The sequence below is a fragment of the Streptomyces sp. NPDC052721 genome (assembly GCF_040678315.1).
Classification (GTDB): Bacteria; Actinomycetota; Actinomycetes; order Streptomycetales; family Streptomycetaceae; genus Streptomyces.
In genome coordinates, this window is the sequence record NZ_JBFATL010000037.1 from 22,114 (window position 1) to 45,455 (window position 23,342).

At 71.6% G+C, this 23,342-nt stretch carries 22 protein-coding genes and 3 pseudogenes; 12 read left to right on the forward strand and 13 right to left on the reverse strand.

Translation table 11 applies throughout. The annotated features are described in order from the left end of the window. The 3 genes and pseudogenes from AB0L21_RS29185 to pqqA form a co-directional block, all read right to left on the reverse strand. A complete protein-coding gene (locus AB0L21_RS29185) occupies window positions 1-777 on the reverse strand; it encodes a heparin lyase I family protein (protein ID WP_365787417.1) in 777 nt (258 codons plus the stop codon). Next, complete coding sequence (locus AB0L21_RS29190) at window positions 774-1,991, reverse strand: glycoside hydrolase family 88 protein (protein ID WP_365787488.1); 1,218 nt, start codon at window positions 1,989-1,991, stop codon at window positions 774-776. The genes AB0L21_RS29185 and AB0L21_RS29190 overlap by 4 nt, the downstream gene beginning before the upstream one ends. Window positions 1,992-2,003: 12 nt before the next feature. Beyond that, window positions 2,004-2,075, reverse strand: a pseudogene (gene pqqA, locus AB0L21_RS29195) (pyrroloquinoline quinone precursor peptide PqqA); the annotation flags it as partial. 355 nt (window positions 2,076-2,430) lie between these two features. Between pqqA and AB0L21_RS29200 the strand changes: the two are divergent. Further along, window positions 2,431-3,267 carry an aldo/keto reductase gene (locus tag AB0L21_RS29200; protein ID WP_365706977.1) on the forward strand — a complete coding sequence of 279 codons (837 nt, stop codon included), beginning with the start codon at window positions 2,431-2,433 and terminating at the stop codon, window positions 3,265-3,267. Between the two features lie 98 nt (window positions 3,268-3,365). Here AB0L21_RS29200 and AB0L21_RS29205 read toward each other — a convergent pair whose 3' ends face one another. Beyond that, the gene (locus AB0L21_RS29205; RefSeq protein WP_365706975.1) at window positions 3,366-3,977 is read right to left on the reverse strand and encodes a hypothetical protein; all 612 of its coding nucleotides are present in this window, start codon (window positions 3,975-3,977) and stop codon (window positions 3,366-3,368) included. A 207-nt stretch (window positions 3,978-4,184) separates the two neighbouring features. Between AB0L21_RS29205 and AB0L21_RS29210 the strand changes: the two genes are divergently transcribed. After that, complete coding sequence (locus AB0L21_RS29210; RefSeq protein WP_365706973.1) at window positions 4,185-4,880, forward strand: glycoside hydrolase family 75 protein; 696 nt, start codon at window positions 4,185-4,187, stop codon at window positions 4,878-4,880. Window positions 4,881-4,893: 13 nt separating this feature from the next. On the opposite strand, the gene AB0L21_RS29215 is transcribed toward AB0L21_RS29210, so the two are convergent. Next, window positions 4,894-5,595 (reverse strand): SDR family oxidoreductase, encoded by a 702-nt coding sequence (locus AB0L21_RS29215; RefSeq protein WP_365787419.1) that lies wholly within the window; start codon window positions 5,593-5,595, stop codon window positions 4,894-4,896. Window positions 5,596-5,689: 94 nt separating this feature from the next. Continuing rightward, window positions 5,690-6,598, reverse strand: a complete 909-nt coding sequence (locus AB0L21_RS29220) for a methyltransferase (RefSeq protein WP_365787421.1) — start codon at window positions 6,596-6,598, stop codon at window positions 5,690-5,692. Window positions 6,599-6,721: 123 nt separating this feature from the next. Here AB0L21_RS29220 and AB0L21_RS29225 point away from each other — a divergent pair, with 123 nt between their 5' ends. Beyond that, entirely contained in the window at window positions 6,722-7,492 is a 771-nt protein-coding gene (locus tag AB0L21_RS29225) for a phytanoyl-CoA dioxygenase family protein (protein WP_365787423.1), read from the forward strand. Between the two features lie 36 nt (window positions 7,493-7,528). On the opposite strand, the gene AB0L21_RS29230 is transcribed toward AB0L21_RS29225, so the two are convergent. Beyond that, window positions 7,529-9,280, reverse strand: a complete 1,752-nt coding sequence (locus AB0L21_RS29230; protein ID WP_365787425.1) for a glycoside hydrolase family 6 protein — start codon at window positions 9,278-9,280, stop codon at window positions 7,529-7,531. Between the two features lie 31 nt (window positions 9,281-9,311). Next, window positions 9,312-10,772, reverse strand: a complete 1,461-nt coding sequence (locus AB0L21_RS29235) for a cellulose binding domain-containing protein (RefSeq protein WP_365787427.1) — start codon at window positions 10,770-10,772, stop codon at window positions 9,312-9,314. 261 nt (window positions 10,773-11,033) lie between these two features. Here AB0L21_RS29235 and AB0L21_RS29240 point away from each other — a divergent pair, with 261 nt between their 5' ends. The 3 genes and pseudogenes from AB0L21_RS29240 to AB0L21_RS29250 form a co-directional block, all read left to right on the forward strand. After that, a complete protein-coding gene (locus AB0L21_RS29240; RefSeq protein ID WP_365787429.1) occupies window positions 11,034-13,946 on the forward strand; it encodes a glycoside hydrolase family 48 protein in 2,913 nt (970 codons plus the stop codon). Window positions 13,947-14,019: 73 nt separating this feature from the next. Then, window positions 14,020-14,160 (forward strand): hypothetical protein, encoded by a 141-nt coding sequence (locus AB0L21_RS29245; RefSeq protein ID WP_365707014.1) that lies wholly within the window; start codon window positions 14,020-14,022, stop codon window positions 14,158-14,160. Further along, window positions 14,112-14,347 (forward strand): annotated as a pseudogene (locus tag AB0L21_RS29250) (cellulose binding domain-containing protein); the annotation flags it as partial. The gene AB0L21_RS29245 and the pseudogene AB0L21_RS29250, both read left to right, overlap by 49 nt. Before the next feature lie 173 nt (window positions 14,348-14,520). Here AB0L21_RS29250 and AB0L21_RS29255 read toward each other — a convergent pair. Beyond that, window positions 14,521-15,285 (reverse strand): class I SAM-dependent methyltransferase, encoded by a 765-nt coding sequence (locus AB0L21_RS29255; protein WP_365787431.1) that lies wholly within the window; start codon window positions 15,283-15,285, stop codon window positions 14,521-14,523. A 5-nt stretch (window positions 15,286-15,290) separates the two neighbouring features. Further along, complete coding sequence (locus AB0L21_RS29260; RefSeq protein WP_365706960.1) at window positions 15,291-15,596, reverse strand: 4a-hydroxytetrahydrobiopterin dehydratase; 306 nt, start codon at window positions 15,594-15,596, stop codon at window positions 15,291-15,293. Between the two features lie 144 nt (window positions 15,597-15,740). On the opposite strand from AB0L21_RS29260, the gene AB0L21_RS29265 reads away from it, so the two are divergent. The 4 genes and pseudogenes from AB0L21_RS29265 (at window position 15,741) to narJ (ending at window position 18,374) form a co-directional block, all read left to right on the forward strand. Further along, window positions 15,741-16,568 carry a helix-turn-helix transcriptional regulator gene (locus AB0L21_RS29265; RefSeq protein WP_365787433.1) on the forward strand — a complete coding sequence of 276 codons (828 nt, stop codon included), beginning with the start codon at window positions 15,741-15,743 and terminating at the stop codon, window positions 16,566-16,568. An 86-nt stretch (window positions 16,569-16,654) separates the two neighbouring features. After that, window positions 16,655-17,518: a helix-turn-helix transcriptional regulator gene (locus tag AB0L21_RS29270; protein WP_365706956.1), complete on the forward strand. Its 864-nt coding sequence runs from the start codon at window positions 16,655-16,657 to the stop codon at window positions 17,516-17,518. Between the two features lie 128 nt (window positions 17,519-17,646). Further along, window positions 17,647-17,880: pseudogene (gene narY / locus AB0L21_RS29275) on the forward strand (nitrate reductase subunit beta); the annotation flags it as partial. Then, window positions 17,880-18,374, forward strand: a complete 495-nt coding sequence (gene narJ, locus AB0L21_RS29280) for a nitrate reductase molybdenum cofactor assembly chaperone (RefSeq protein WP_365787435.1) — start codon at window positions 17,880-17,882, stop codon at window positions 18,372-18,374. The pseudogene narY and the gene narJ, both read left to right, overlap by 1 nt. A 72-nt stretch (window positions 18,375-18,446) precedes the next feature. On the opposite strand, the gene AB0L21_RS29285 is transcribed toward narJ, so the two are convergent. The 3 genes from AB0L21_RS29285 to AB0L21_RS29295 form a co-directional block, all read right to left on the reverse strand. Continuing rightward, window positions 18,447-18,872, reverse strand: a complete 426-nt coding sequence (locus tag AB0L21_RS29285) for an OsmC family protein (protein ID WP_365706952.1) — start codon at window positions 18,870-18,872, stop codon at window positions 18,447-18,449. Window positions 18,873-19,130: 258 nt separating this feature from the next. Then, complete coding sequence (locus AB0L21_RS29290; protein ID WP_365787437.1) at window positions 19,131-21,287, reverse strand: phage holin family protein; 2,157 nt, start codon at window positions 21,285-21,287, stop codon at window positions 19,131-19,133. A gap of 139 nt (window positions 21,288-21,426) precedes the next feature. Beyond that, window positions 21,427-21,858, reverse strand: coding sequence for a hypothetical protein (locus AB0L21_RS29295; protein ID WP_030643559.1), 432 nt, complete (start codon window positions 21,856-21,858; stop codon window positions 21,427-21,429). A gap of 84 nt (window positions 21,859-21,942) precedes the next feature. On the opposite strand from AB0L21_RS29295, the gene AB0L21_RS29300 reads away from it, so the two are divergent. Continuing rightward, on the forward strand, window positions 21,943-22,716 hold the full coding sequence (locus tag AB0L21_RS29300; protein ID WP_365787439.1) for an MBL fold metallo-hydrolase: 774 nt from the start codon (window positions 21,943-21,945) through the stop codon (window positions 22,714-22,716). Continuing rightward, window positions 22,713-23,333, forward strand: a complete 621-nt coding sequence (locus tag AB0L21_RS29305) for a VTT domain-containing protein (protein ID WP_365706946.1) — start codon at window positions 22,713-22,715, stop codon at window positions 23,331-23,333. The genes AB0L21_RS29300 and AB0L21_RS29305 overlap by 4 nt, the downstream gene beginning before the upstream one ends. Window positions 23,334-23,342: the final 9 nt, after the last annotated feature.

Here is a 23,342-nt window from a genome sequence, read left to right on the forward strand (position 1 = left end):
TCAGACCAGTTGGTAACCGCGGAGGTTGGTGAGCAGCAGATAGGTGTCCTGGAGCGAGCCGGAGGTGTCGCCGAGGGAGCGGTAGATGCCCCACTTGGGGCGGACCCGGTCGGCCAGGAAGGTGTCCCCGGTCTTCGACTTGTCGAGGACCGTGGTGGAACCGCTCTTGAGGATCCAGCGGACGGAACCGGCCGAGCCGTTGCCGATCTTGATCTGGAAGTCCACGTCGGTCCACTTGTCGTGCAGCGGCTCCAGGTCCGCGCGGCCGACGAGCACGTCGCCCTCAACGATCTTCAGCTCGATGGTCTGCTTGCCGTCCACCCGGCGCAGGGACTGCACGACGATCGGCGAGGAACCGGCGCCGGGCTGTTTCATCTGCATGATGTGCGTGAAGGTGGTGGTCGCCTTCAGGCTGCTGGGGATGTACATCGAGTAGGTGATCCGCCAGGTCTGGCCCTCGGTCCACTTCAGGTAGCTGCTGCCGCTGGTGCGCAGCCCGGTGACCTCCTGCCGCTGGCGGTCGTCGGATGTGTCCCGGTCGACCTTGTGCATGGTGAAGCGCCAGTTGTCGCCCGTGGCGTAGATGTGCGGGTGGCCGGCGGGGTGGGAGTCGGCGCGGTCGTCCTCGATGGTCTCGAAGGCGCCGAGCCCGTCGGAGCGCGCCGACGGTGACCACTTCAGCTGCCAGGACGCCGCGTGGGCGCCGGTCGAGGGAACGATCGCCGCCGCGGCGCCGCCGAGCGCGGCTCCGAGAACCGCTCTTCTGGACGTGCTCATGACACTCCTTCGTCTCGCAGTTGTTCGTTCATGATCAGAAAGGCCCCGAGGCCGTGGAAGTCGTTGGTGGCCCGGGTCCGGCCGACGTAGTACGCGTAGTCGCCGACGTTCGTGCCGACGGAGACGCCGGCGAGCTCGGTACGGCCGTCCGCGCCCACCGAGAGCCGGGCGAGCACGCCCCGGTAGGCACGCCGGGCGACAGCCGTGTACCGCGGGTCGAGGTAGCCCTGCCGGACCCCGCGGGCGAGGGCGTAGGCGAACATGCTGGAGCAGGACGTCTCGGTCCAGTTGCCGGACCGGTCACCCCGGTCCATCACCTGGAACCAGCGGCCGGTCGCCGGGTCCTGGTACGCCTCCAGTCCACCGGCCAGCTTCCGGAGGATGCCCAGGAGTTCCGGCCGGCGTGGCTGGTCCGCGGGGATCGCGTCCAGGACGTCGACGAGCGCCATCGCGTACCAGCCGACGGCACGGCACCAGTGCTCGGGGGCGAGCCCGGTGCGGGGGTCGGCCCAGCTCGCCGACTTCGACTCGTCGTAGGCGTGCTTCAACAGGCCGTTCGACGCCTGGAGATGGCCGCCGTACACCGCCAACTGCCGGGCCGCCTCGTCGTTCGCGTAGCCGCTGTCGCCGAACTCCTCGCCGTACTCGACCAGGAAGGGGTTCACCATGTAGACGCCGTCGGCCCAGAGTTGATGGGCGCGGCTGCTGGTGTCGGCGTGCCAGAAGCCGCCGTCGGCGGTGCGCGGGTAGCTGTTCAGACGGTCACGGATCTTCCGCGCGGCCTTGCGGTAGCGGTCCTGGCCCGTCTCGTGGTGCAGGATCACCAGCAGCCGGCCCGCCTGCATGCTGTCGAGGCTGTTGAACGACTGGCCGATCGTGCCGTCGTCGCGCACGAACCGGTCGACGTAGGCCTCGATGTACGACAGGTAGCGGGGGTCGTGGGTGCGCCGGTACACGAGGTACTGGCCGTAGAGGTACAGGCCCACCGGGTACGACCAGCCGCCGATGGTGTCCGGGGTGTAGCGCGCCATGGTGGAGTCGACCACGGCCGTGGACCAGTCGGGAGCGGTGACGGGGCGGTGCCCGGCGGTCCAGGCCGTCGCGGCCGGGGCGGGAGCCGCGGTGGCCGGGGGGACGACGGCGGGGAGCGTGGCCAGGGTGGCGGTGGCGAGCGCGGCGGCCGTCAGCGCCGCCCGCAGGCGTCGGCGCCCCATGGCCCTCCTCCTCGCCGTCACCTCCAGCGTGGTCTCCACGATGTGGTAGCCAGGGCTTTGCCAGACCTTTTCATCCGATGTCTGCGTGCCGGAGAGGGCGGATCGATATGGCAGGGAAGGGTTCTCGTTCATGTGGGTGTACCCGGTTTCCTGAGGTGAGGGATCCCAGAAGGGGGACAGCGGCCGTGGTCAGGGGCCTATTCACATGCATGTACCGGGTTCAGCGATACGTCCGGTGGCGCGATACAGAGTCGCGGCACGACGGTCACCGGTCAATGGTCCGGACCGAGAACGTCGGATGCATTTCCGGCCATTCTCCGTCCGGGACACTGACTCGCCGGTCAGTCGCAGCGGATTCCGCGGTCAGGAATGCGCAGCGGGCCGTGATCGTTGACGATGGGAGCACCACCTTGTCGACAACCGAAGGATCAAGAGGCTCGTGAGCAGCAAGGTCCCCCCGATCATCCTCAACAACGGCGTCGAGATGCCCCAGCTGGGCTTCGGCGTCTGGCAGGTGCCGGACGACGAGGCCGAGCGGGCCGTCGCCACGGCGCTGGAGGCCGGGTACCGCAGCATCGACACCGCTGCGATCTACGGCAACGAAGAGGGCACCGGCAAGGCCATCGCCGCCTCCGGCCTGCCCCGCGAGGACATCTTCGTCACCACCAAGCTCTGGAACAGCGACCAAGGTTACGACTCCACGCTCCGCGCGTTCGACACGTCGCTGGAGAAGCTGGGGCTCGACTACGTCGACCTCTACCTGATCCACTGGCCGCTGCCGTCCCGGGGCACGTACATCGACACCTACAAGGCGTTCGAGAAGCTGCACGCCGACGGCCGTGTCCGCGCCATCGGCGTCTCCAACTTCCTGCCCGAGCACCTGCGGCGGCTGATCGCGGAGACCTCGGTCATCCCCGCGGTCAACCAGATCGAGCTGCACCCGCACCTGCAGCAGCGCGAGGCGCGCGAGTTCCACGCGGAGCAGGGCATCGCCACCGAGGCCTGGTCGCCGCTGGGCCAGGGCAAGGGCCTGCTGGAGGTGCCGGCGATCGTCGCCATCGCGCAGAAGCACAACCGCACCCCGGCCCAGGTCGTGCTGCGCTGGCACATCCAGCTCGGCAACGTCGTGATCCCGAAGTCCGTGACGCCGTCCCGGATCAAGGAGAACATCGAGGTGTTCGACTTCAGCCTGGACGACGAGGACCTCGCCGCGATCAGCGCGCTCAACGAGGACCGGCGCCTGGGTCCCGACCCCGCCACCTTCGACATGGGCTGACTCCCCGGTACACCCGCGGCACCGGACACGGCCGTACGTCCCGCGCCTCAGCAGGGCGCACGGCCGTGTGCCGCTCGGCACCCGCGGCGACTCGCCGCTCAGTCGAAGCGCACGTCCGCGTGCACGACCTCGAACTCCTCCAGGCCGACCACGTCCGCGTGCGCCTTGGCCGACGCCGCGTGACGCAGGCCCGCGACGGCCGCGCGCGAGGCGGCCAGGGAGGCGCGGTCGACGAACAGGGAGCCGGTCATGGCCCGGCCCCGTTCCCGGTCGATCAGCAGGGTCGTCTCGGCGAGTCCGGGCAGTGACTCGGACCTCGGCACCACCGTGGCCCGGAAGGTGTCGATGACCAGATCTGCGTCCCGCGGGTCGAACTCCATCCTGGTGACGCGCAGTCCGCCGCCCTGCCGGGGGTGCCTGACCTCATGGAGCACGGCAGCCTCGTAGTTGGCCACCGTCATGGTGCCGGCGAACGGCTCCAGGAGCCCCCTGCGCCGCTCGCGCATCACCTCGTCGCTGTTCCGTCGCGCCTCCTCGGTCTCCCACCAGCTCACCGTGAGGAGTTTGCCGAGTTCCCGGTCCGCGAACACGCCCGCGCCACGGTACCCGGGGCGTTCCTCCAGCAGGTCCCGCCCCTCGCTGTTCACCGACCGGATGGCCGTGTCCAGCAGTGCCGGATCACCGGTCGCGTACACCGCACGGACGAACATGAGCCTCACCTCCGGGGGAAGGGGACCTCCGGCAGCACCGGGCAGACCATGACATATCCGTCTCGTCCAGTCTTACCGCCGATGGAACTCACCGCAATACGCACAGGTTTCAGCCGTTCGCAATCCCAGGGTTGACGGGGCCATGGCGAAGGGGCCACCGTGTACGGCACCCGGTAAGGAAACTTTCCTAACAGAAGGGTCCCCCACATGCGTTTGCGAACCCTCACCCTCGCCGCGGCCTCCGGCACCGCCCTGCTCGCCGCCGGCCTCCTGCCCGCGCACGCCTCCGCCGCCGCCTCGCCCAAGTCCGCGCAGGAGGGCACGGTCAGCGCCGCCGACCTGCTCGCCAAGGTGACGTCCTGTTCGCAGATCTCCAACGGCAAGTACCGGACGGACGAGGAGACGTCGGCCACGGTCCCCGTGTGCGGCAAGAACGGCGCGGTGTTCTGGAAGGCCGACATGGACATCGACTGCGACGGCCAGCGCACCACCAACTGCAACGAGGACCGCGACCCCTGGTACCAGGACGACACCGCCTTCCACCAGTCCGACGGCAAGCCGCTGAAGGCGGAGACCCTGCCGTACGTCGTCGTGCCCAGCACCAGCAGCATCTGGAACTACTCGAACGCCGGCATCAAGGGCGGCGGTGTGGTCGCCGTCATCTACAACAACAAGGTCGAGTACGCCGTCGTCGGCGACACCGGCCCCACGCAGATCATCGGCGAGGCGTCGTACGCCACCGCCAAGGCGCTCGGCATCGACCCGGACCCGGCCACCGGCGGCGTCGACTCGGGCGTGACCTACATCCTGTTCAAGAACTCCAAGGTCTCCCCCATCGAGAGCCACAGCGCGGCGGTCTCCCTCGGGGACCAGCTGGCCAAGCAGTTCATCGCCAACAACTGAAGTCAGCCGTCGGTCAGTTGGGCTGGCCGAGCGGGCGGATGACGACGGTGTTGACATCGACCCCGGCCGGCTGCCGGATCGCCCACACGACCGAGTCGGCGATCTGGCCGGCGGTGAGGAGGTGCCCCGGGGGCAGGCTGCCGTAGCCGTCCCAGAAGGGGGTCTCCACCCGGCCGGGGGCGACCAGCGTGACACCGATGCCGAACTCCGTGACCTGGCGCCGGATGTTCTCGGCGAGACCGGTCACCGCCCACTTGGTGGCACCGTAGAGGTTGCCAGGAGTGTTCACGAACCCGGCCACGCTGCCGACGAGGACGATCCGGCCGCGGGTCTCCTTCAGCGCGTCGACGGAGGCGCGGACGAGCAGTGCGGGACCGAGGACGTTGGTGAGGACCATCTCGGTCCAGCCGGACGGGTCGCCCTCCGCCACGGTGTCATGGGTGGCGAAGCCGGCGTTGGCGACGACGGTGTCCAGCCGGCCGTACGCCTTGAGCGTGCGGTCGACCGCGTGCTGTACGTCGTCGTACGCCGACGCGTCACCGGCGACCGTCAGCAGTCCCTCGGGATGTCCCAGGCTCTCGGCGAAATCCCGCAGCCGCCGCTCGCCGCGCCCGGTGACGGTGACCCGGTGTCCGGCGTCCAGCAGTTGCCGCGCCACAGCGGCGCCGATACCGCTGCCCCCGCCCGTGATGAGCGCGACCGGAGCGTCGTTCATGAGGTCCCCCTGCGTTGTGTGTGTCTCGCGGTGTCGAAGACGCCCGGAGTCCATCACTTGGAGACCACTCGAAGTCAAGCCCCGTCGGAAGGTCCTATCCCCGGCGGACCGCCGTGTGCACGGTGTACGCGCCCAGTACGAACACGTCCGGCCGTACGTGCACGCTCGCCGGGTCGGACGGGTCGAGCAGCCGGTCCAGGGTGGCGCGGTCGTCGGTGTCCAGCGCGTCGCCGAGGCCCTCGCGCAGCCGGGACAGGTGCGCGGCGACGTAGGCGCGACCCCGGTCGGTGACGGGGGCCGGCAGGTCGAGCAGGAAGGTACGGGTACGGGCGTGCTTCAGGCCGGCGGCGGTCAGCAGGGCGGCCCAGTCCTCGGTCTCGGCGACGGAGCCCGGCAGGTCGGCGCGCATCCGGCCGAACCACTCCTCCTCCAGGGCGTCCAGCCGTGCCTGCAGTCCGGGGCGGCCGATGCCGATGTCCCGGGGCAGGAAGCGGGAGGGCAGACCGCCTTCCTGGAGGGCCAGGGTGCCGCCGGGGGCGAGCCGCTCGGCGAACGCGGCGAGCGCCGCCCGCTGGTCACCGAGGTGGTGCAGACTGCGACTGGCCCACAGCAGATCGGCCGGGTACTCCAACTGGTCCAGCACGTCGGGCAGTTCACCGACGAGGGTGTCGAAACGGTCGGCCACGCCCTGGCGGACGGCCCGGGCGCGGGCGCGCTCCAGCAGGGGCGCGGTGGCGTCGACGGCGACGACCCGGGCCCCGGGGAAGGCCTCGGCGAACAGGCAGGAGACCACTCCGGGCCCGCTGCCCGCGTCCACGATCAGCCCCGGCTCGGTCACCTCCCGCGCGAGCCACGCCATGGCCCGCTCGTACACCGGGGTGAACAGCTCCGCCTGCGACTCCAGCAGGGGGCCCATCTCGCTCCAGTCGATGTCCGTGCCGTGCCCGTGCCCGTGTCCGTGGCCCTGCCGGTGCCCGGTGTCGTGGTGGTGGTCGTGCGCCATGGTGGTCAGCCTCTCTTCCGGATGCGGTCAGGGTGCGACGGCACGCCGGACGGAGGCCAGCGGTGTTGCCGATGCGGCAAAAACGGGCTGCGTCCCAGCAACGTCAGCGGCGACGATGGGCGCATGGACGACAACCAGGTGGAGCGCTTCGTCGAAGACGGGTTCGTGAGGATCGGGGGAGCCGTCCCGCCACGGGTGGCCGAGGACTGCGCCCGGCTGCTGTGGCGGGAGACGGGCTACGACCCGGAGGACCGCGCCACCTGGAAGGACCCGGTGGTGTGGGTGGGCGGCATGGCCCAGGGCCCGTTCGCGGCGGCGGCCAACTCCCCGGTGCTGCACGACGCGTTCGACGCCCTGGTGGGCGCGGGACGCTGGGAGCCGCGCTACTCGCTGGGCACCTTCCCGCTGCGCTTCCCGCACGCCGACGAGCCGGACGACGCAGGATGGCACATCGAAGGCGGCTATCTCCCCGAGGGCCAGGCGCAGTATCACACCAACCTGCGCTCCCGGGACCGCGCGCTGCTGATGCTGTTCCTGTTCAGCGAGGTCACGCAGGCCGACGCCCCGACCCGCATCCGGGTCGGCTCGCACCTGGACGTGCCCGCGGTGCTCCGGCCGTACGGCGAGGCGGGGGCGTCCTTCCTGGAGCTGGGTCCCCAGGTGGCGGCGGCCTCCGCCCACCGCGCCCTCGCCCACGCCACGGGCCGCCCCGGTGACGTCTACCTCTGTCACCCGTTCCTGGTGCACGCGGCCCAGCCGCACCACGGCACCCGGCCCCGCTTCCTGGCGCAGCCCCCGCTGCATCCGGCCGTGCCGTACGAGCTGGAGCGGCCGGACGGGGCGTACTCACCGGTGGAGCGCGCGATCCGCCGGGGCCTGACCGGTGCGGTGTGAACCGCTGCGGTCCGGCCCCGGCGGACGTTCACCCCGCTACGGCAGCGGCGGGTAGGCGTTCTGCATCAGCTGCTGGAACTGGGCGGAGAACCAGTGCCCGGCCAGCGGCGAGTTCGGCAGCGCGCCCGTGGGGTTGTTGCCGTTGCGGGCGTTGCCGCCGTACGTCGGGTCGCACATCCGGTCGAAGCCCTTGCCCTCGTCGTTGGAGATGGCGGAGCTGGCTCCGTCCGACTCCCCCGGGGGCTTGACCCACACGTAGGCGTCGATCCCGGCCGCCGGGGCCGCGGTCGGCCGTTCACCGAGACCGGCGCCGTTCTGGTTGCACCAGTTGCCGGCGTGGATGCGCCGGTCGACGCGGCTGCCGTTGACGTAGTCGTCGACGGAGGTCAGCGGGCCGGACCTGGTGGGCCGGGCGGAGCCGCCCCAGCCGTTGCGGGAGGTGTCGATCAGCATGCCGAGGTTGCTGTTGAACCCGGCCGTGACGAGCTTGTCGCGCAGTGCCTGGGCGAAGGACTGCTCGTCCACGTACTGGTTCCAGTCGACCCACTTCGACTGGCGCACGGTCTGCCCGTTGACGCTGTCGGTGACCTTGAAGTACGGCTCCTTGGTGGCGCCGTAGTTGGCGGTGTTGACGATGAAGCCCGTCACGTCGTTCACGCTCGCGCCGTTGGTGGTGGCCACCTTGTAGAACTCCTGGACGGTGGGCCCGAGGTTGGAGTCCCAGCCGAGCCAGGCGTGGTGGCCGGCGTCGATGTAGTTGTAGACGTTCGGGATGGCGCCCAGCTTGTCGAGGGCGTAGCTGACGCCCTTCTCGTAGTTGCCGTTGGCCTTCATGGTCGCGCAGGCGTCGGTGCTGCCGGCGGTGCCGCCCGCGTTGGTGACCAGGTTGGGCAGGGAGTCGGGTTCGATGACGGCGGCGATGCGCAGGCCCGCGTACTTGGGGTCGGAGAGGATGGACGCGATCGGGTCGATGTACTGCGCCTTGTACTTGTCGATGTCGTTCGGCCCCAGTTCGCCGTTGGAGGCGAGGGCGGAGCAGTCGCGGCCGGGAAGGTCGTAGATGACCAGCTGGACGACGAGTTCGCCCGAGCCCTTCTGCCTCAGTGCCTCGTCCAGGTGGGCGCGCAGGCCCATCCCGCCGTTCACGCCGTTGATGGTGGCGATCCGGTCGAGCCACACCGCGGTGGACTGGTTGGCGATGCGGCTGCCGCCCGGTTCGGCGGCGGCCTTGGCCGACCACTCCGGGTTCACGTAGCCCTTGGCTCCGCTGTAGGGGTTGTCGGCGCGGCTGCCGGTGCCGCCCCCGCCGCCTCCGCCACCGGTGCCGCCACCGGTGTCGCCGCCGCCGCTGCCGCCGCTGCCGTCGTCCACGTTGCAGGTGACGCCGTCGAGCGTGAACGTGGCGGGGACGGAGTTGCTGCCGCTGAAGGTGCCGTTGAAGCCGAAGCTGACCGTGCCGCCGGTCGCGAGCGCGCCGTTGTAGCTCTCGTTGGCCGCGGTGACCGCGGTGCCGCTCTGGCTGACCTTGGCGTTCCAGCCGCTCGTGACCTTCTGGGTGCCGCCGTACGACCACTTCAGTGACCAACTCGATTTGGCGGCACCGTTGTTGGTGATGGTCACGGCGGCGGTGAAGCCGGTGTCCCACTGGCTCTGGATCTTGTAGTCGACGGCACAGGGCACGGCGGCGACGGCGGCGCCCGAGCCGCCGGGCAGGGCCGCGAACGCCGTTCCGGAGGCTCCGGCGAGAAGCCCCAGGGCGACCAGCAGTGTTGTCTTGGTACGACTCATGAGTGCGGGTTCCTTCGGTGTTCCGTGGGATCTACGGGTGGAGGGCGCGTAGATGGTCACGCAGCCCGGTGCCGTACGCGGTGGGAGTGCCGTCGTAGGCGGAGATCAGGGACGGCCCAAAGGAGCAGTCCCAGGTGTTCCAGGTCCAGCCGAGGTAGGACAGGTCGTGGTCGTCGAACCACTTCATGACCTGGTCGGTGAACCCGTGCGCGCAGCTGTTCTCGCCGATCTCCCCGGCCACCAGGGGCACGTGGGCGGCGACCGGGGCGAGGGTGGAGTTCCAGCAGGTCTCGCTCGCGCAGGAGTTGAAGTTGTAGACGTGGTACGCGGCGGCGAGATTGCCGGCCGGGTCGGAGGGCTTGTACGCGTTCCACCGGCTGAGGTCGTTCGAGTACGCCAGGCCGCCGGCCATGATGACGTTCCTGGCGCCGGTGGCCCGGACGCTGTCCACGAGGTCCTGCATGCCGGCGACCTCGTAGGAGATCCCGGGGCAGGTGCCCCCGTCCCGCCAGCACTTCCAGGCGTCCGTGGCGCTGGAGGCCGCCCGGTCCGGATACGGCTCGTTGAAGAGGTCGAACACGGCCGCCTCGTCGTCCTTGAAGGTGCTCGCCACCGACGACCAGAACGACGGCGAGTACCGCAGGTCGGGCATCGGCTTCTGGCAGGTGGCGTGCACGTCGGAGCAGCCGGCCGAGTTCCCGGTGTACTGGCCGTGGGACCAGTGCAGTTCGAGGACCGGGGTCATGCCGTGCGCCTCGACGCGGGCCACCAGCTCCTTGACGGCGGAGATGTAGTGGGCGCCGCCGTACTCGGGCTTGATGTCGGGCAGGCCCAGCCAGCACTCCTCGTTGAGCGGGATGCGGACCGCGTTGGCCTTCCAGTCGGCGATCGCCTTGATCGCCGCGTCGTCCACCGGTCCGTCCCAGATGCCGTAGCCCTGCACGCACATGAACTCGCCGCCGGACCGGTTGACGCCGAGCAGGCGGCGGGTGGTGCCGTCGGCGTCCACGAGTTTGTTGCCGGAGACCCGCAGCGCGGGCGGGGTACCGCCGGACGGCGGCGGGGTGGTCGGCTCCGGGTCGACGTCGCAGGTCGTGCCGTTGAGCTTGAACACGGCCGGCGCGGGGTTGCTCCCCGACCAGGAGGCGAGGAAGCCGGCGCTGACGCTCGCACCGGTGCCGAGCGCGCCGTTCCAGCCCTCGCCCGCCGCGGTCACGGTGGTGCCGGACTGGGACCACTTGGCGTTCCAGCCCTGGCTGACCTTCTGCCCGCCGGCGAAGTCGAAGGTGAGCTGCCAACCGCTCAGCGCGGACCGGTTGTTGGTGACCTTCACCGAGCCCTGGAAGCCGCTGTCCCACTGGCTGGTGACGGCGTACTCCACCGTGCAGGCGGGCGTGGCTCCCTGGGCCGACACCGCCGGCACGACCACGCTCCCGACGAGCGCGACCGCACCGGCGGCGGCTAAAAGTACGGAACGCGGGGGGTGTCGCATGAGCGACTCCTTGCAGCTTGGCGCGCCGTTACGGACGCGTCGACTGAACGGAACCGCTCCCACTGGTGCGAGTGAAGGTAGCGCCAAGTGGCGGGTCTGCCCAGGGGAGCCGCCTGACTTTTCCTCAACGGGATCCGTCGAATCTTTTCGACTCTTCAAGCACCTTGACCGCTCCGGGACCCATCCCCACTATGGGAGCGCTCCCACTGGTTCAAGCCTTGACTTCTCCCGAGCCGCACGCCCGCAAGGAGGAACCAGCACATGGATCCCGGACGTAAGCGCAGAGCTGTGCGCCGGCTGTGGACCGCGGTCGCCGCCGCGTTCGCCCTGCCCCTGACGATGCTCGCCACCGGCACCCCGGCCGCGCACGCGGCATCCGTACAGTGCAGCGTCGACTACAAGACCAACGACTGGGGTTCCGGCTTCACCGCCGACCTCACGGTCACCAACCGCGGTACCGACGCCATCGACGGCTGGACGCTGACGTACGCCTACTCGGGCAACCAGAAGCTGACCAACGGCTGGAACGGCACCTGGTCCCAGTCGGGCCAGACCGTCACCGTGAAGAACGCCTCGTACAACGGCACCATCGCGGCGGGGGCCGCCGTCTCCACCGGCGCCCAGTTCACCTACAGCGGCACCAACGCCGCCCCCACGTCCTTCGCCGTCAACGGCACCACCTGCGCCGGCGCCCACCAGCCGCCGGTGACCGTGCTGACCAGCCCGAGCGCGGGCGCGGTCTACTCGCAGGGTGAGGCGGTGCCGCTCGCGGCGACCGCGGCGGCGGCCGACAACGCGACCATCGGCAAGGTGGAGTTCTACGACGACACCACGCTGCTGGGCACGGACACGAGCGCGCCGTACTCGCTCTCGGTCTCCAGTTTGACCGTGGGCAGTCATTCTCTGGTGGCGAAGGCGTACGACAGCCTGGGTGCGTCCGCCGCCTCCACCCCGGTCGGCATCACGGTCGCCTCCGGGCCCGCCGTGGTGGTCTCGCCGTCCCAACTCGGCGTGCAGCAAGGGAAGTCGGGCACGTTCTCGGTGAAGCTGTCGACACAGCCGAGCGCGAACGTGACGGTGGGCACGAGCCGCACGAGCGGCAACACCGGCCTGTCCGTGACGGGTGGTTCCTCGCTGACCTTCACCCCGTCGAACTGGAACACCGCGCAGACGGTGACCATCACGGCGGACTCCTCCGGCACCGGCAGCGCGACCTTCACCGCGTCGGCCACCGGCCACACCAAGGCGACGGTCACGGTCACGGAGCTGCCCGCTTCGAAGGCCTACGACGCCCGATTCCTGGACCTGTACGGGAAGATCACCAACCCGGCGAACGGCTACTTCTCCCCCGAGGGCATCCCCTACCACTCGGTGGAGACGCTGATCGTCGAGGCCCCGGACCAGGGCCACGAGACCACGTCGGAGGCGTACAGCTATCTGCTCTGGCTCCAGGCGATGTACGGCAAGGTGACCGGCGACTGGTCGAAGTTCAACGGCGCGTGGGACCTCATGGAGAAGTACATGATCCCCACGCACGCCGACCAGCCGACGAACTCCTCCTACAACGCCTCCAAGCCGGCCACGTACGCGCCCGAGCTGGACACCCCGAACGAGTACCCGGCGAAGCTGGACTCGTCGGTGTCGGTCGGAACGGACCCGATCGCCGGTGAGCTGAAGTCGGCCTACGGCACGGACGACGTCTACGGCATGCACTGGATCCAGGACGTGGACAACGTCTACGGCTACGGCAACGAACCCGGCACGTGCGAAGCCGGTCCGACGGCCACCGGCCCGTCGTACATCAACACCTTCCAGCGCGGCGCGCAGGAGTCCGTCTGGGAGACGGTCCCGCAGCCGACCTGCGACGCCTTCAAGTACGGCGGCAGGAACGGCTACCTGGACCTGTTCACCGGCGACTCCTCCTACGCCAAGCAGTGGAAGTACACCGACGCCCCGGACGCGGACTCCCGCGCCGTGCAGGCCGCGTACTGGGCGGACGTGTGGGCGAAGGCGCAGGGCAAGGGCGGTGACGTGTCCGCGACCGTCGCCAAGGCCGCCAAGATGGGCGACTACCTGCGGTACGCGATGTACGACAAGTACTTCAAGAAGATCGGCAACTGCACGAGCCCGTCCTGCCCGGCCGGCACCGGCAAGGACGCCTCGCACTACCTGCTGTCCTGGTACTACGCCTGGGGCGGCGCCACCGACACGTCCGCCGGCTGGGCCTGGCGGATCGGCTCCAGCCATGTCCACGGCGGCTACCAGAACCCCCTCGCCGCCTACGCGCTCAGCTCGGTCGCCGACCTGAAGCCCAAGTCGGCGACGGGCGCGACGGACTGGGGCAAGTCGCTCCAGCGGCAGCTGGAGTTCTACCAGTGGCTCCAGTCGTCCGAGGGCGCCATCGCGGGCGGCGCGACCAACAGCTGGCAGGGCCGGTACGCCGCCCCGCCGGCCGGCGCGTCCACCTTCTACGGCATGTACTACGACTGGCAGCCCGTCTACCACGACCCGCCGTCCAACCAGTGGTTCGGGTTCCAGGCGTGGTCGATGGAGCGGGTCGCCGAGTACTACCAGCAGACGGGGAACGCCACGGCGAAGGCGATCCTCGACAAGTGGGTCAAGTGGGCACTGTCCAAGACCACGATCAACCCGGACGGCACCTACCGCATCCCCTCCACCCTCCAGTGGTCGGGTCAGCCCGACACCTGGAACGCGTCCAGTCCCGGCTCCAACAGCGGGCTGCACGTCACCGTCGCGGACTACACCGACGACGTCGGCGTGGCCGCCGCCTACGCCAAGACGCTGACGTACTACGCCGCCAAGTCCGGTGACGCCGGCGCCAAGTCCACGGCGAAGGCGCTGCTGGACGGCATGTGGAACAACCACCAGGACAGCCTCGGCGTCGCCGTCCCCGAGACCCGCACCGACTACAGCCGGTTCAACGACAAGGTGTACGTGCCGAGCGGCTGGAGCGGCACCATGCCGAACGGCGACGCGATCAACTCCTCGTCCACGTTCGCCTCGCTGAGGTCCTTCTACAAGAGCGACCCGAACTGGTCGAAGATCGAGGCCTACCTCAAGGGCGGCGCCGCGCCCGTCTTCACGTACCACCGCTTCTGGGCCCAGGCGGACATCGCCCTGGCCATGGGCTCGTACGCGGAGCTCCTGGAATAGACCGGCACGTCTTCCCGGGCGGCCCCCACCCGCACTGGGGGCCGCCCCCGGCGGTGGTTTCGTCCCCGGGATCATGTTCAACCGCTCCGAGAAGAACCTGGTCCACGCCCGCACCGACATCGGCGGCGCCTACCGCTGGCAGGAGCCGACGAAGACCTGGACAACAAGATCACCAACCAGTGAGCCGACGGCTTCCAGGCGGACGTACGACTGACCAACACCGGCACCACAACCTGGAACGGCTGGTCCCCCGGCTGGACCTTCCCGGACGGCCAGAAGATCAAAACGGCACCGTGACGGCGGGCTCCTCGGTCGCCTTCGGCTTCACGGGCAGCTGGTCCGGCACGAACACGAAACCGGCGTCGTTCACCCTGGGCGACCGGACCTGCGCCACCGGCTGACCTCGCGGCACTGGTGCGGCGGCGGTTCCCGTGGTGTCCTGGTGGTGGCGGGAAGGACGCGTTGCAGACGCGGGGAAGCGGCCGGCAGCCGCGCACCGCGCAATCCTGATCCGCGAGAAGCGGGTGACGCCCTTCCCGTCCTGTCGTGCCGGTGCCGCTCCGCCGTGCCCGGTTCATGGTGACGCGGGGCGGGCCGGCGCCGGCTTGCGGAAGGCTCTCAGACTGAAGCGCGGATCGGGGCGCGGGCGGTCCTGGTCGGGGAGTCCGGCCAGGCGGGCGGCGAACTCCTCGGTGCGCGGCTCGCCGGGCGGCAGCAGGGTGAACCAGCCGCGGCGCAGGTCGGCGATGGTGGTGCGGGGGCTGCGGCCCTGTCCGGTGCCGCGGAAGGAGCCGTGTCCGGCGGGTCCGAGTCCGTGCCGGGCGGCGTGGCCGGTGACGGTTCCCGCGGCGTCGGCGGCCCGGCGGCGCGGGCGGGCGGCGAGGACGGTGTCGATGTCGCTGCCGACGTCGTGCGCGGCGGCCTTGTCGACCGTGGTGACGTACACCCCGCCGGGCCGCAGCACACGGGCGCACTCGCCGACGACCGCGCCCACGTCCTCCGGGTCGTCCAGCAGGTGCAGCAGCCAGATGGTGGTGACCGCGTCGAAGGCGCCGTCAGGGAAGGGCAGTCGGCGGCTGTCGGCCCGTACGATCGCGCCGGGCAGCCGGGCCGACGCCCTGCGGACCATGGCGGAGCTGAGGTCCGCGCCGGTCACCCGCAGCCCCGGGCGCGCGGCGGCGAGCCGCCGGGTGACGATCCCCGTGCCGCAGGCGACGTCGAGGAGACGGCCCGGCCCCCCGGGTATCAGACCGAGGACGGCCTGTGCGGCCTCGTGTGCGCGGGCCTCGCCGCCGCGCGAGGTGTCGTAACCGTCGGCTTCCTTGTCGTAGTCGAGCACATCGCTCAGTGTGCTCCGTGACCTGGGGCGATGTCCTCCACCCTGCGGGCGAGGGCGAAGTCCTTCGCGGTGACGGCGCCGCCCGCACTGTGGGTGTGCACGCTGAGGGAAACGGTGTTGTAGCCGAGGGTGAGGTCGGAGTGGTGGTCCAGCTCGTCCTGGATGCCGGCGATGTGGACGACGAGGGCCGCCGCCGCGAAGTGGGAGCCGAGCCGGTAGGAGCGGGTGAGGCGGTCACCGTCCACCGACCAGCCGGGCAGCTCGGCCAGCCGGTCCTCGATCTCCTTCTGCGACAGCGGTTCGACGGCCATGGCCCGGGCTCCCTTCGCTGCGTGCCCCCCGCGGGGCGTGGCGGGTACGGGTTCAGCCTGCCACGCCGGCGAGGGGCTCGGCGCACCGACGCGGCCCGGCACGACCCGCTCGTTCCCCGGCCCCCCTCGACTAGGGTCGGCGGCATGTCTGTCCCCACGTCCGGTCCCACCGCTTCCGCCGACGTCACCGGCAAGGGCGTCGGCCCGCTGTTGCGCGCCTGGCGGGAGCGGCGGCGGATCTCGCAGCTGGACCTGGCGCTGCGCGCGGACTCCTCCGCCCGGCACATCAGCTTCGTGGAGAACGGCCGGTCCCGGCCCAGCGAGGAGATGCTGCTGCGGCTCGCCGAACAGCTCGACGTGCCGGTGCGGGAGCGCAACGCCCTGCTCCTGGCGGCCGGTTACGCGCCGCGCTACCCGCAGACCCCGCTCGACGATCCGGCGCTGGACGCGCTGCGCGACGGCTTGGAGCGGCTCATCCGGGGCTACGAGCCCTACCCCGCGCTGGTGGTCGACGCCGGGTACACGGTCGTCGCCGCGAACCGGGGCATCGCCCTGCTGCTGGAGGGCGTGCCGGAGAAGCTGATGGCCCCGGCGCCGAACGCGATGCGGCTGACCCTGCACCCGGAGGGGCTGGCGCCGCGCATCCGGAATCTGCGGGAGTGGCGCGGACATCTGCTGGCCCAGATGGAGCGGGAGATCGCCCTGCACCGCTCGGAGCGGCTCCGCGCCCTGTACGAGGAGGTGGCGGCCTATCCGGTGCCCGAGGAGCCGTCCGGTGGCGAACCTGCCGAGAAGGTGCCGTACTTCGCGCTGCCGCTGCGCATCGAGCACGCCGGCCGGACCCTGTCGTTCGTGTCCTCGATCTCCACGTTCAACACGCCGATGGACGTCACGGTCGCCGAACTCGCCATCGAGACGTTCCTGCCGGCGGACCCGGCGACCGTCAAGTACCTGCAGGGTCAGGCGGATTGAGGCTCGTTGCACGGGCATGTGTGCGAGACGGCAACACGTGGCAGACTGCTCCCCGCGTGAATCGGTGCGCAGGGGAGGGCGTGGCGGTGAGTGAACGGCGGGCTGCGCCCACCGTGGGCCAGGTGGTGCTGGGCAAACGGTTGCAGGAGCTCCGGGAGGCGGCGGGGCTCAGCCGTGAGGAGGCCGCCCGGGTCCTGCGGGTGGCGTCGGCGACCGTACGGCGGATGGAGATGGCCGAGGTCGCGCTGAAGATCCCCTACGTGCAGGTGCTGGTGACCACCTACGGGGTGCCCGAGGAGGAGGCCGACGCGTTCGTGCGGCTGGCCGAGGAGGCGAACCAGCCGGGCTGGTGGCAGCGGTACCACGACGTGCTGCCGGACTGGTTCAGCCTGTACGTCAGCCTGGAGGGCGCCGCCCGGGTCATCCGCTCCTACGAGCCGCACTTCGTGCCCGGTCTGCTGCAGACCGAGGAGTACGCGCGCGCGGTGCTGGAGGCGGGGACGATCGGGCAGACCTCGCCGGAGGCGGTCGAACGGCATGTGTCGCTGCGCATGGAGCGGCAGCGGCTGCTGGAGCGGGAGGACCCGCCCCACCTGTGGGTGATCATGGACGAGACGGTGTTCAGGCGCCCGGTGAGCATGCGGCCCGAGGTGCTGCGGGACCAGCTGGACCGGCTGCTGGAGTACGCCGGGCGGGACCGGGTCACACTGCAGATCGCCGAGTTCGCGGCGGGCCCGCATCCGGGGACGTACGCGCCGTTCACGCTGTTCCGGTTCGCCGAGCCCGAGCTGCCGGACATGGTGTTCACCGAGTACCTGACCGGCGCCCTCTATCTGGACTCGCGCCAGGAGGTGGCCGCGCACCTGGAGGTGCTGGACCACATGACGGCCCGGGCCGCGTCCGCCCAGCGCACGCTGAGGCTGCTGCGGGAGCACCGCGAGAGCCTCTGAGCCCGGTGTGACCCGTACGGGTCTGCGGGCAGGTGCGTTCCCGGGGCCGCCCCTAGGTTCTGAGTACGGGGTGAACCGAGGGAGCGCACGTGACCGACGAGCGGACACCGCCCAGGAAGCCCGGCACGGCGCTGGAGAAGCTCGCCGCGCCGCGCTCCCCCGTGCGTGCGGTCGGCCTCGGCGAGGAACCTGACGCGGCGAACACCGAGTACGAGGAGCGGTGCGTCATCCCGACCGCCGCCGTCGGCGGGGACGGGCCGTTCGCGCGGGACTCCGGCCGCAGAAGCCTCCCGCTGGTGTCCGCGGAGGACTTCCACCCGCCGCGCGGGCCGCGGACGTCCGACGACGCGAAGGAGGCCTGATGCCCTCGGACGCGGTGCTCTACCAGGCGGCGGCCCTGTGCCTGACCTACCCGGACGACGACCTGATCGCCCGGCTGCCGCTGCTGCGCGAGGCCGCCCCGCAGCTGCGGGCGTTCACCGACCACGCGGCCGTCACCCCGCTGCGGGAACTGGCCGCGCACTACGTGCGGGTCTTCGGCCGAGGGAACCGGCACAGCCTGTACCTGAGCCGGTGGCACGACGGCGACCCCCGGCGGGTCGGGATGTGCCTGGTCCGCTTCCAGGAGGTCTACCACAGGCACGGCCTGGAGTTCAGCGGCGAGGAGCCGCCGGACTTCCTGCCGGCGGTGCTGGAGTGCACCGCGCGGACCGGCGACACCGGCCTGCTGACCGAGTACCGCGACGGCCTGGAGCGGCTGCGTACACGGTTGACCGGCTACGGCACCCCGTACGCCGGCGTGCTGGACGCGGTGTGCGCCGCCCTGCCGACCGCCACGCCGGAGCCGCGGGGCTGAGCGGCCGAGCGCCCGGCACGGCAGCGGTGCCGCGCCCCTCGGCGGGGCGCGGCACCCGGGGCCGTACGGGCCTCAGGCCAGCTCGGCCGTCAGCGTGATCGTCGTACCGGTCAGGGCCTGGCTGACCGGGCAGTTCTTCTTGGCGTCCTCGGCGGCGGACCGGAAGCCGTCCGCGTCCACCCCCGGCACCTCGCCACGCACGGTGAGGTGGATGCCGGTGATGCCCTCGCCGGGCTGGAAGGTGACGTCGGCGTTGGTCTCCAGCCGGGTGGGCGGGGTGCCGGCGCCGGCCAGGGCGTGCGAGAGGGCCATGGAGAAGCAGCTGGAGTGGGCGGCGGCGATCAGTTCCTCGGGGCTGGTCTTGCCGTTCGCGTCCTGGGCGCGCGAGGCCCACGTGACCGGCTGCTGGCCGATGCCGGAGGAGTCGAAGGTGACGATGCCGTTGCCTTCGAGCAGGTTGCCTTCCCAGACGGTGTGCGCGGTGCGCGTGGTTGCCACGGTGGTTCCTTTCGCGAGTGTCGCGGTTCCGGGGTTCCCGGATGTCCCTATCCGATCACATCCGGGCTCATCGCACTCTGAAGACCGGCCCACGGGGCGTGAACGACAGGTGACTTCCCCGCCGGATCACACCGGGCGCCCGTCGCGGATCCGCGGCACCAGGCCGAGCGAGGCGGCGAACTCCCGCACCAGGGAGGACGTGCCGATGCCCGGGGCGCCGCAGACGTGGGTGTACGGCGGTGCGGGCGCAGCCGGATGTCAGGCGGCCCGCTCCTCCGCCACGTCCGGGGTGAGCGGCACGTGGGGCCCGTCCAGCTCGCTCAGCCAGCGGCGGAGCACGCGGTGGATGTGCTCGGCGCCGGTCAGTTCCTCCCCGTCCCCGGCCGGTGCGGACAGCTCGCGCGGGGAGAGCAGGAACGGGTGGGACTGGGCGCCGCCGAGCCCGCCGTGGGAGCCGATCTGTTCCTCGAAGGCGAGGACTTCGCCGTCGGCGGGGTCGTAGGCGGAGTTCACCATGATGTCGGCGGTGTGCGGGAAGGAGTGGGTGCGGCGGACGGCGTCGGCGGCGCCGGGGCCGAAGCGGGCCAGCGGTCCCGGCTCGTCGTCCAGCTCCGCCAGCGGTATCTCGGCACCGTGGGCGCCGAGGACGACGCCGCCGTGCTCCTCGCTGCGCACCAGCAGGAAGCCGATGCCGGGGTGGTTGGCGAGGGTGGTGAGCAGGGCGGGGTGGCGGGCGTCGATCTCCTCCTTGGTCATGCGGTGCGGGACGTCCGGGAAGGAGATGAGGCCGAGGTTGCCGGAGGCCAGCACGATCGGCTCGGAGCGGCGTGAGGGGCGGTGGTGGTCGCCCTTCTCCTCCACCGGCCGGCGCAGGGCGGCGCGGACGGCGGCCCGGGCCTCGGCGCCACTGCGGGTGCCCTGGGCCCGGCGCGGGACGGGCAGTCCGCAGCCGGCCCGGACCAGGTCGCCGAGGGTGAGGCCGTAGCGGGCGCGGAACGTTTCGCCGGGGCTCTGTCCGTGGTCGGAGAGGACGACGATCCGGTAGGGGCGCGGGGCGTGTTCGGCGACCCGTTCGAGGAGGGCGAGGGACCGGTCGAGGCGTCGCAGGACCTTCTCGGCGTCACGGCTGCGCGGGCCGGAGTGGTGGGCGACCTCGTCGTAGGCGACGAGGTCGGCGTAGACGGCGGTGCGGCCGGCGAGCATGTCGCCCATGACCGCGGCGACGACGACGTCCCGTTCGACGACGGTCGCGAAGGCACGGACGAACGGGTAGAGGCCGCCCCGGCCGACGCGCGGGCGCTGTCCCCGCAGACGGGCGCGGGTGGACTGGCCGATCTCGCGGGCCACCTCGGCGACGAACGACAGGGCGGTGCGGACGGCGCCCGCCGGGTCGCAGAAGTAGGCGAAGTACCCGGCGCGGGAACGGTTCGCCGGGCTGCGGCGGCGGGCGGCGATCGACAGGACGAGGGCCTGCTCGCCGGCGCCGCCGCTGAACAGGTTGCCCCGGCTGGCGCCGTCGACGGTGAGCAGCCCGCCGTCACCGGTGTGCAGGATGGCGCGGCGCTGCAGCTCGGCGGCGCTCGTCGGCCGGTTGCAGACCATCACCTCGCCCCGGTCCTTCTCGTACCAGCGGAACGCCGGCACGTCGAAGGTGCTGCCGTGCAGGATGCCGAGCTGACTGGCGCCGGTCTGGCTGGACCAGTCGGTGCGCCAGGGCGTGAGGCGGTGGCTGGACCGGACGCGGCCGACCGCCGGTCGCGGGGTGCCGTCCGCCGGCGGTGTGCGGTCGCCCGCACTCGTCGGCTGTGGGCCGTCGCCGCCGGACAGCCAGCGGCCCACCGTCGGCATCAGCCCCTTGCGGACCGCGTCGACCAGGACGTCGTGGCCGACACCGTCGAGCTGCACACACAGCAGTCCGGGCGCGGGGGGGCAGGGCGGATGGGCCCGGCGGTCGCGGGTGGCGAGGCGGTGCAGGCGGCGCCGGTAGGTCTCGTCGTCGCGCACGGCCAGGGCCGCGCCGGTGGCGGACGCGACGGCGGACATCACGGCGGCCACGATGACGGCGGTCTCGGGCGCGGCCTCACCGCGCCCGGAGGGGTTGATGCGCAGGGCGAGCAGCAGCAGGGAACCGTTGAGGAAGAAGACCAGCAGGCCGAGGACGAGGGCGGGGACGAGCAGCAGCAGGCGGACCAGGAGCGGCCAGACCACGGCCGAGAGGATGCCGAAGGCGCCGGCACCGCAGGCGGCGGCCACGGCGATGCGGGTGGCACTGTCACCGTCGGCGGACTGGAGCTGGAAGTCGGGCAGGAGCGCGGCGAGGACCAGCATGGTGACCGTGGAGACCGCCCATACGGCGACGCTGCGCCCGACCTGACTGGCGATCCGCCGCCACCGCACCCCGCCCACGCCCCGCACACCTCACGTCCCGGCCCTCCCCCACCCTGCGGCCGGGGGGCCTCCTCTCGCTTCACCGGCCCGATCGAGCCCGGCTCCACCTTGTCACACGCGCGGCCGTCCGCCCGGGCGGGTCATCGGGAGCGGAACGGGGACGCGGTCACCGGCCGTCGTAGCCGGCCGTCGGCATCGACAGCCGCCGGTGCACCCGTGCCTTCATCTGCGCGTCGTACGCCGGCTCGGCCCGCCCCACCGTCTCCACGCGCACGCCCCGGCGCGCGCACTCGGCGGTGAACTCCTCCACCGACGACAGGGCCCGGCGCAGGACCCGGAGGCTGGGCGCGACGAACACGTCCACTCCGGGGCGCACCCCGTCCCAGAGCGCGCAGTGGTCGAAACGCAGTCCGCCGACGAGAAGTTCCCGGGCGACCACATAGCCGCGCTCGGCGGCCCAGCGGGCGCACATCGCGTGCTGGCTGCGCGAGTCCACCAGGAAGGGGTCGGCCTCCAGCTCCTCCAGGGGTGTGAGGCTGGCGATGGCGGTGACCCGCACGGTCGTGAGCGCCCCGAAGGCACCCCGCGGCTGTCCCATGGCGTCCCCCTCACCTCCGGGTTTCGCCGCCGACCCTACTCCTGCCCGTAGGCTTCGGGGAGTCGCGCGAAGGAGGCGAAGAGGGTGCCGGTGGAGATCACGTGGTGGGGTCACGCCACCTGTGCGCTGGAGGATGCGAACGTACGCCTGCTGACCGACCCTCTGTTCGCCCGCCGGCTGGCGCATCTGCGACGCCGCCGGGGTGCCGTGCCGCCCGCCGAGGCCCGCCGCGCGGACGTGGCGCTGGTCTCCCACCTGCACGCCGACCATCTGCATCTGCCGTCGCTCGCCTGCCTCGACCCGGGCACGCGCCTGCTCGTGCCCCGGGGCGCACCACGGGCGGTACCCGGTCTGCGCCGGCTGCGACAGCTGCGGATCACCGAGGTCGCCCCCGGGGACGAGGTACGGATCGGCGAGCTGCTGGTGCGTGTGGTGCCGGCGCTGCACGACGGGCGGCGGCTGCCGGTGGGCTCGCACCGCTCGCCCGCGCTGGGCTACGTCATCGAGGGCGAGGCGCGGACGTACTTCGCCGGGGACACCGGGCTGTTCGACGACATGGCCGAGCGGGTGGGGCCGGTGGACGTGGCGCTGCTGCCGGTGGGCGGCTGGGGACCGTATCTGGGGGAGGGACATCTGGACGCGGGGCGCGCGGCGCGGGCGCTCGCCCTGCTGGCGCCGCGGGTGGCGGTGCCGGTGCACTACGGGACGTACTGGCCGATCGGCATGGACGCGGTGCGCCCCCACGAGTTCCACGCGCCGGGCGACGAGTTCGTGCGGCTGGCGGCGGTGGCCGCGCCGCGGGTGGCGGCGCACAAACTGGGGCACGGGGAGAGTGTGCGGCTGGAGGTCGCGCGGTGACGTGGCTGGCCGACGCGTCGCGGGCCGTGACGCCCGAGTCCACGCAGCAGGTGGTGGGCTATCCGTCGCTGTTCCTGCTCGTGCTGATCGGGGCGCTGGTGCCGGTCGTGCCGACGGGCGCGCTGGTGAGTTCGGCGGCGGTGGTGGCGTTCCATCGGACGGCGCCGTTCTCGCTGGCGCTGGTGTTCGTGACGGCGTCGCTGGCCGCGTTCCTCGGGGACGCGGCGCTGTACTGGCTGGGGCGGCGCGGGATGCGGTCGAAGAACGGGTCGCGGTGGCTGGAGGCGATCCGGTCGCGGGCGCCGGAGGAGCGGCTCGCGCAGGCGCGGGGGAAGCTGGCCGAGCACGGGGTGTCGGTGCTGGTGCTGTCCCGGCTGGTGCCGGCCGGGCGGATACCGGTGATGCTGGCCTGCCTGATGGCCGAGTGGCCGCTGAGGCGGTTCGCGCGGGGGAATCTGCCTGCGTGTCTGGCCTGGGCGGCCACGTATCAGGTGATCGGGATCTTGGGGGGTTCGTTGTTCGCCGAGCCGTGGGAGGGCGTGGTGGTGGCGGTGGTGCTGACCGTTCTGATCGGCGCGGCGCCTGGCGTCTGGCGGCGGGTTCGGGCTGCCGGGTGAGTGTGCCCC

What these genes read in the sequence shown, in the direction of transcription:
- AB0L21_RS29185 (WP_365787417.1), bottom strand. Translation starts at nt 777, where the DNA reads ATGAGCACGTCCAGAAGAGCGGTTCTCGGAGCCGCGCTCGGCGGCGCC.
- AB0L21_RS29265 (WP_365787433.1), top strand. Translation starts at nt 15,741, where the DNA reads ATGTCTGTCCCCACGTCCGGTCCCACCGCTTCCGCCGACGTCACCGGC.
- AB0L21_RS29215 (WP_365787419.1), bottom strand. Translation starts at nt 5,595, where the DNA reads ATGAACGACGCTCCGGTCGCGCTCATCACGGGCGGGGGCAGCGGTATC.
- AB0L21_RS29205 (WP_365706975.1), bottom strand. Translation starts at nt 3,977, where the DNA reads ATGTTCGTCCGTGCGGTGTACGCGACCGGTGATCCGGCACTGCTGGAC.
- AB0L21_RS29190 (WP_365787488.1), bottom strand. Translation starts at nt 1,991, where the DNA reads ATGGGGCGCCGACGCCTGCGGGCGGCGCTGACGGCCGCCGCGCTCGCC.
- AB0L21_RS29220 (WP_365787421.1), bottom strand. Translation starts at nt 6,598, where the DNA reads ATGGCGCACGACCACCACCACGACACCGGGCACCGGCAGGGCCACGGA.
- AB0L21_RS29245 (WP_365707014.1), top strand. Translation starts at nt 14,020, where the DNA reads ATGTTCAACCGCTCCGAGAAGAACCTGGTCCACGCCCGCACCGACATC.
- narJ (WP_365787435.1), top strand. Translation starts at nt 17,880, where the DNA reads ATGCCCTCGGACGCGGTGCTCTACCAGGCGGCGGCCCTGTGCCTGACC.
- AB0L21_RS29295 (WP_030643559.1), bottom strand. Translation starts at nt 21,858, where the DNA reads ATGGGACAGCCGCGGGGTGCCTTCGGGGCGCTCACGACCGTGCGGGTC.
- AB0L21_RS29240 (WP_365787429.1), top strand. Translation starts at nt 11,034, where the DNA reads ATGGATCCCGGACGTAAGCGCAGAGCTGTGCGCCGGCTGTGGACCGCG.
- AB0L21_RS29210 (WP_365706973.1), top strand. Translation starts at nt 4,185, where the DNA reads ATGCGTTTGCGAACCCTCACCCTCGCCGCGGCCTCCGGCACCGCCCTG.
- AB0L21_RS29235 (WP_365787427.1), bottom strand. Translation starts at nt 10,772, where the DNA reads ATGCGACACCCCCCGCGTTCCGTACTTTTAGCCGCCGCCGGTGCGGTC.
- AB0L21_RS29230 (WP_365787425.1), bottom strand. Translation starts at nt 9,280, where the DNA reads ATGAGTCGTACCAAGACAACACTGCTGGTCGCCCTGGGGCTTCTCGCC.
- AB0L21_RS29260 (WP_365706960.1), bottom strand. Translation starts at nt 15,596, where the DNA reads ATGGCCGTCGAACCGCTGTCGCAGAAGGAGATCGAGGACCGGCTGGCC.
- AB0L21_RS29225 (WP_365787423.1), top strand. Translation starts at nt 6,722, where the DNA reads ATGGACGACAACCAGGTGGAGCGCTTCGTCGAAGACGGGTTCGTGAGG.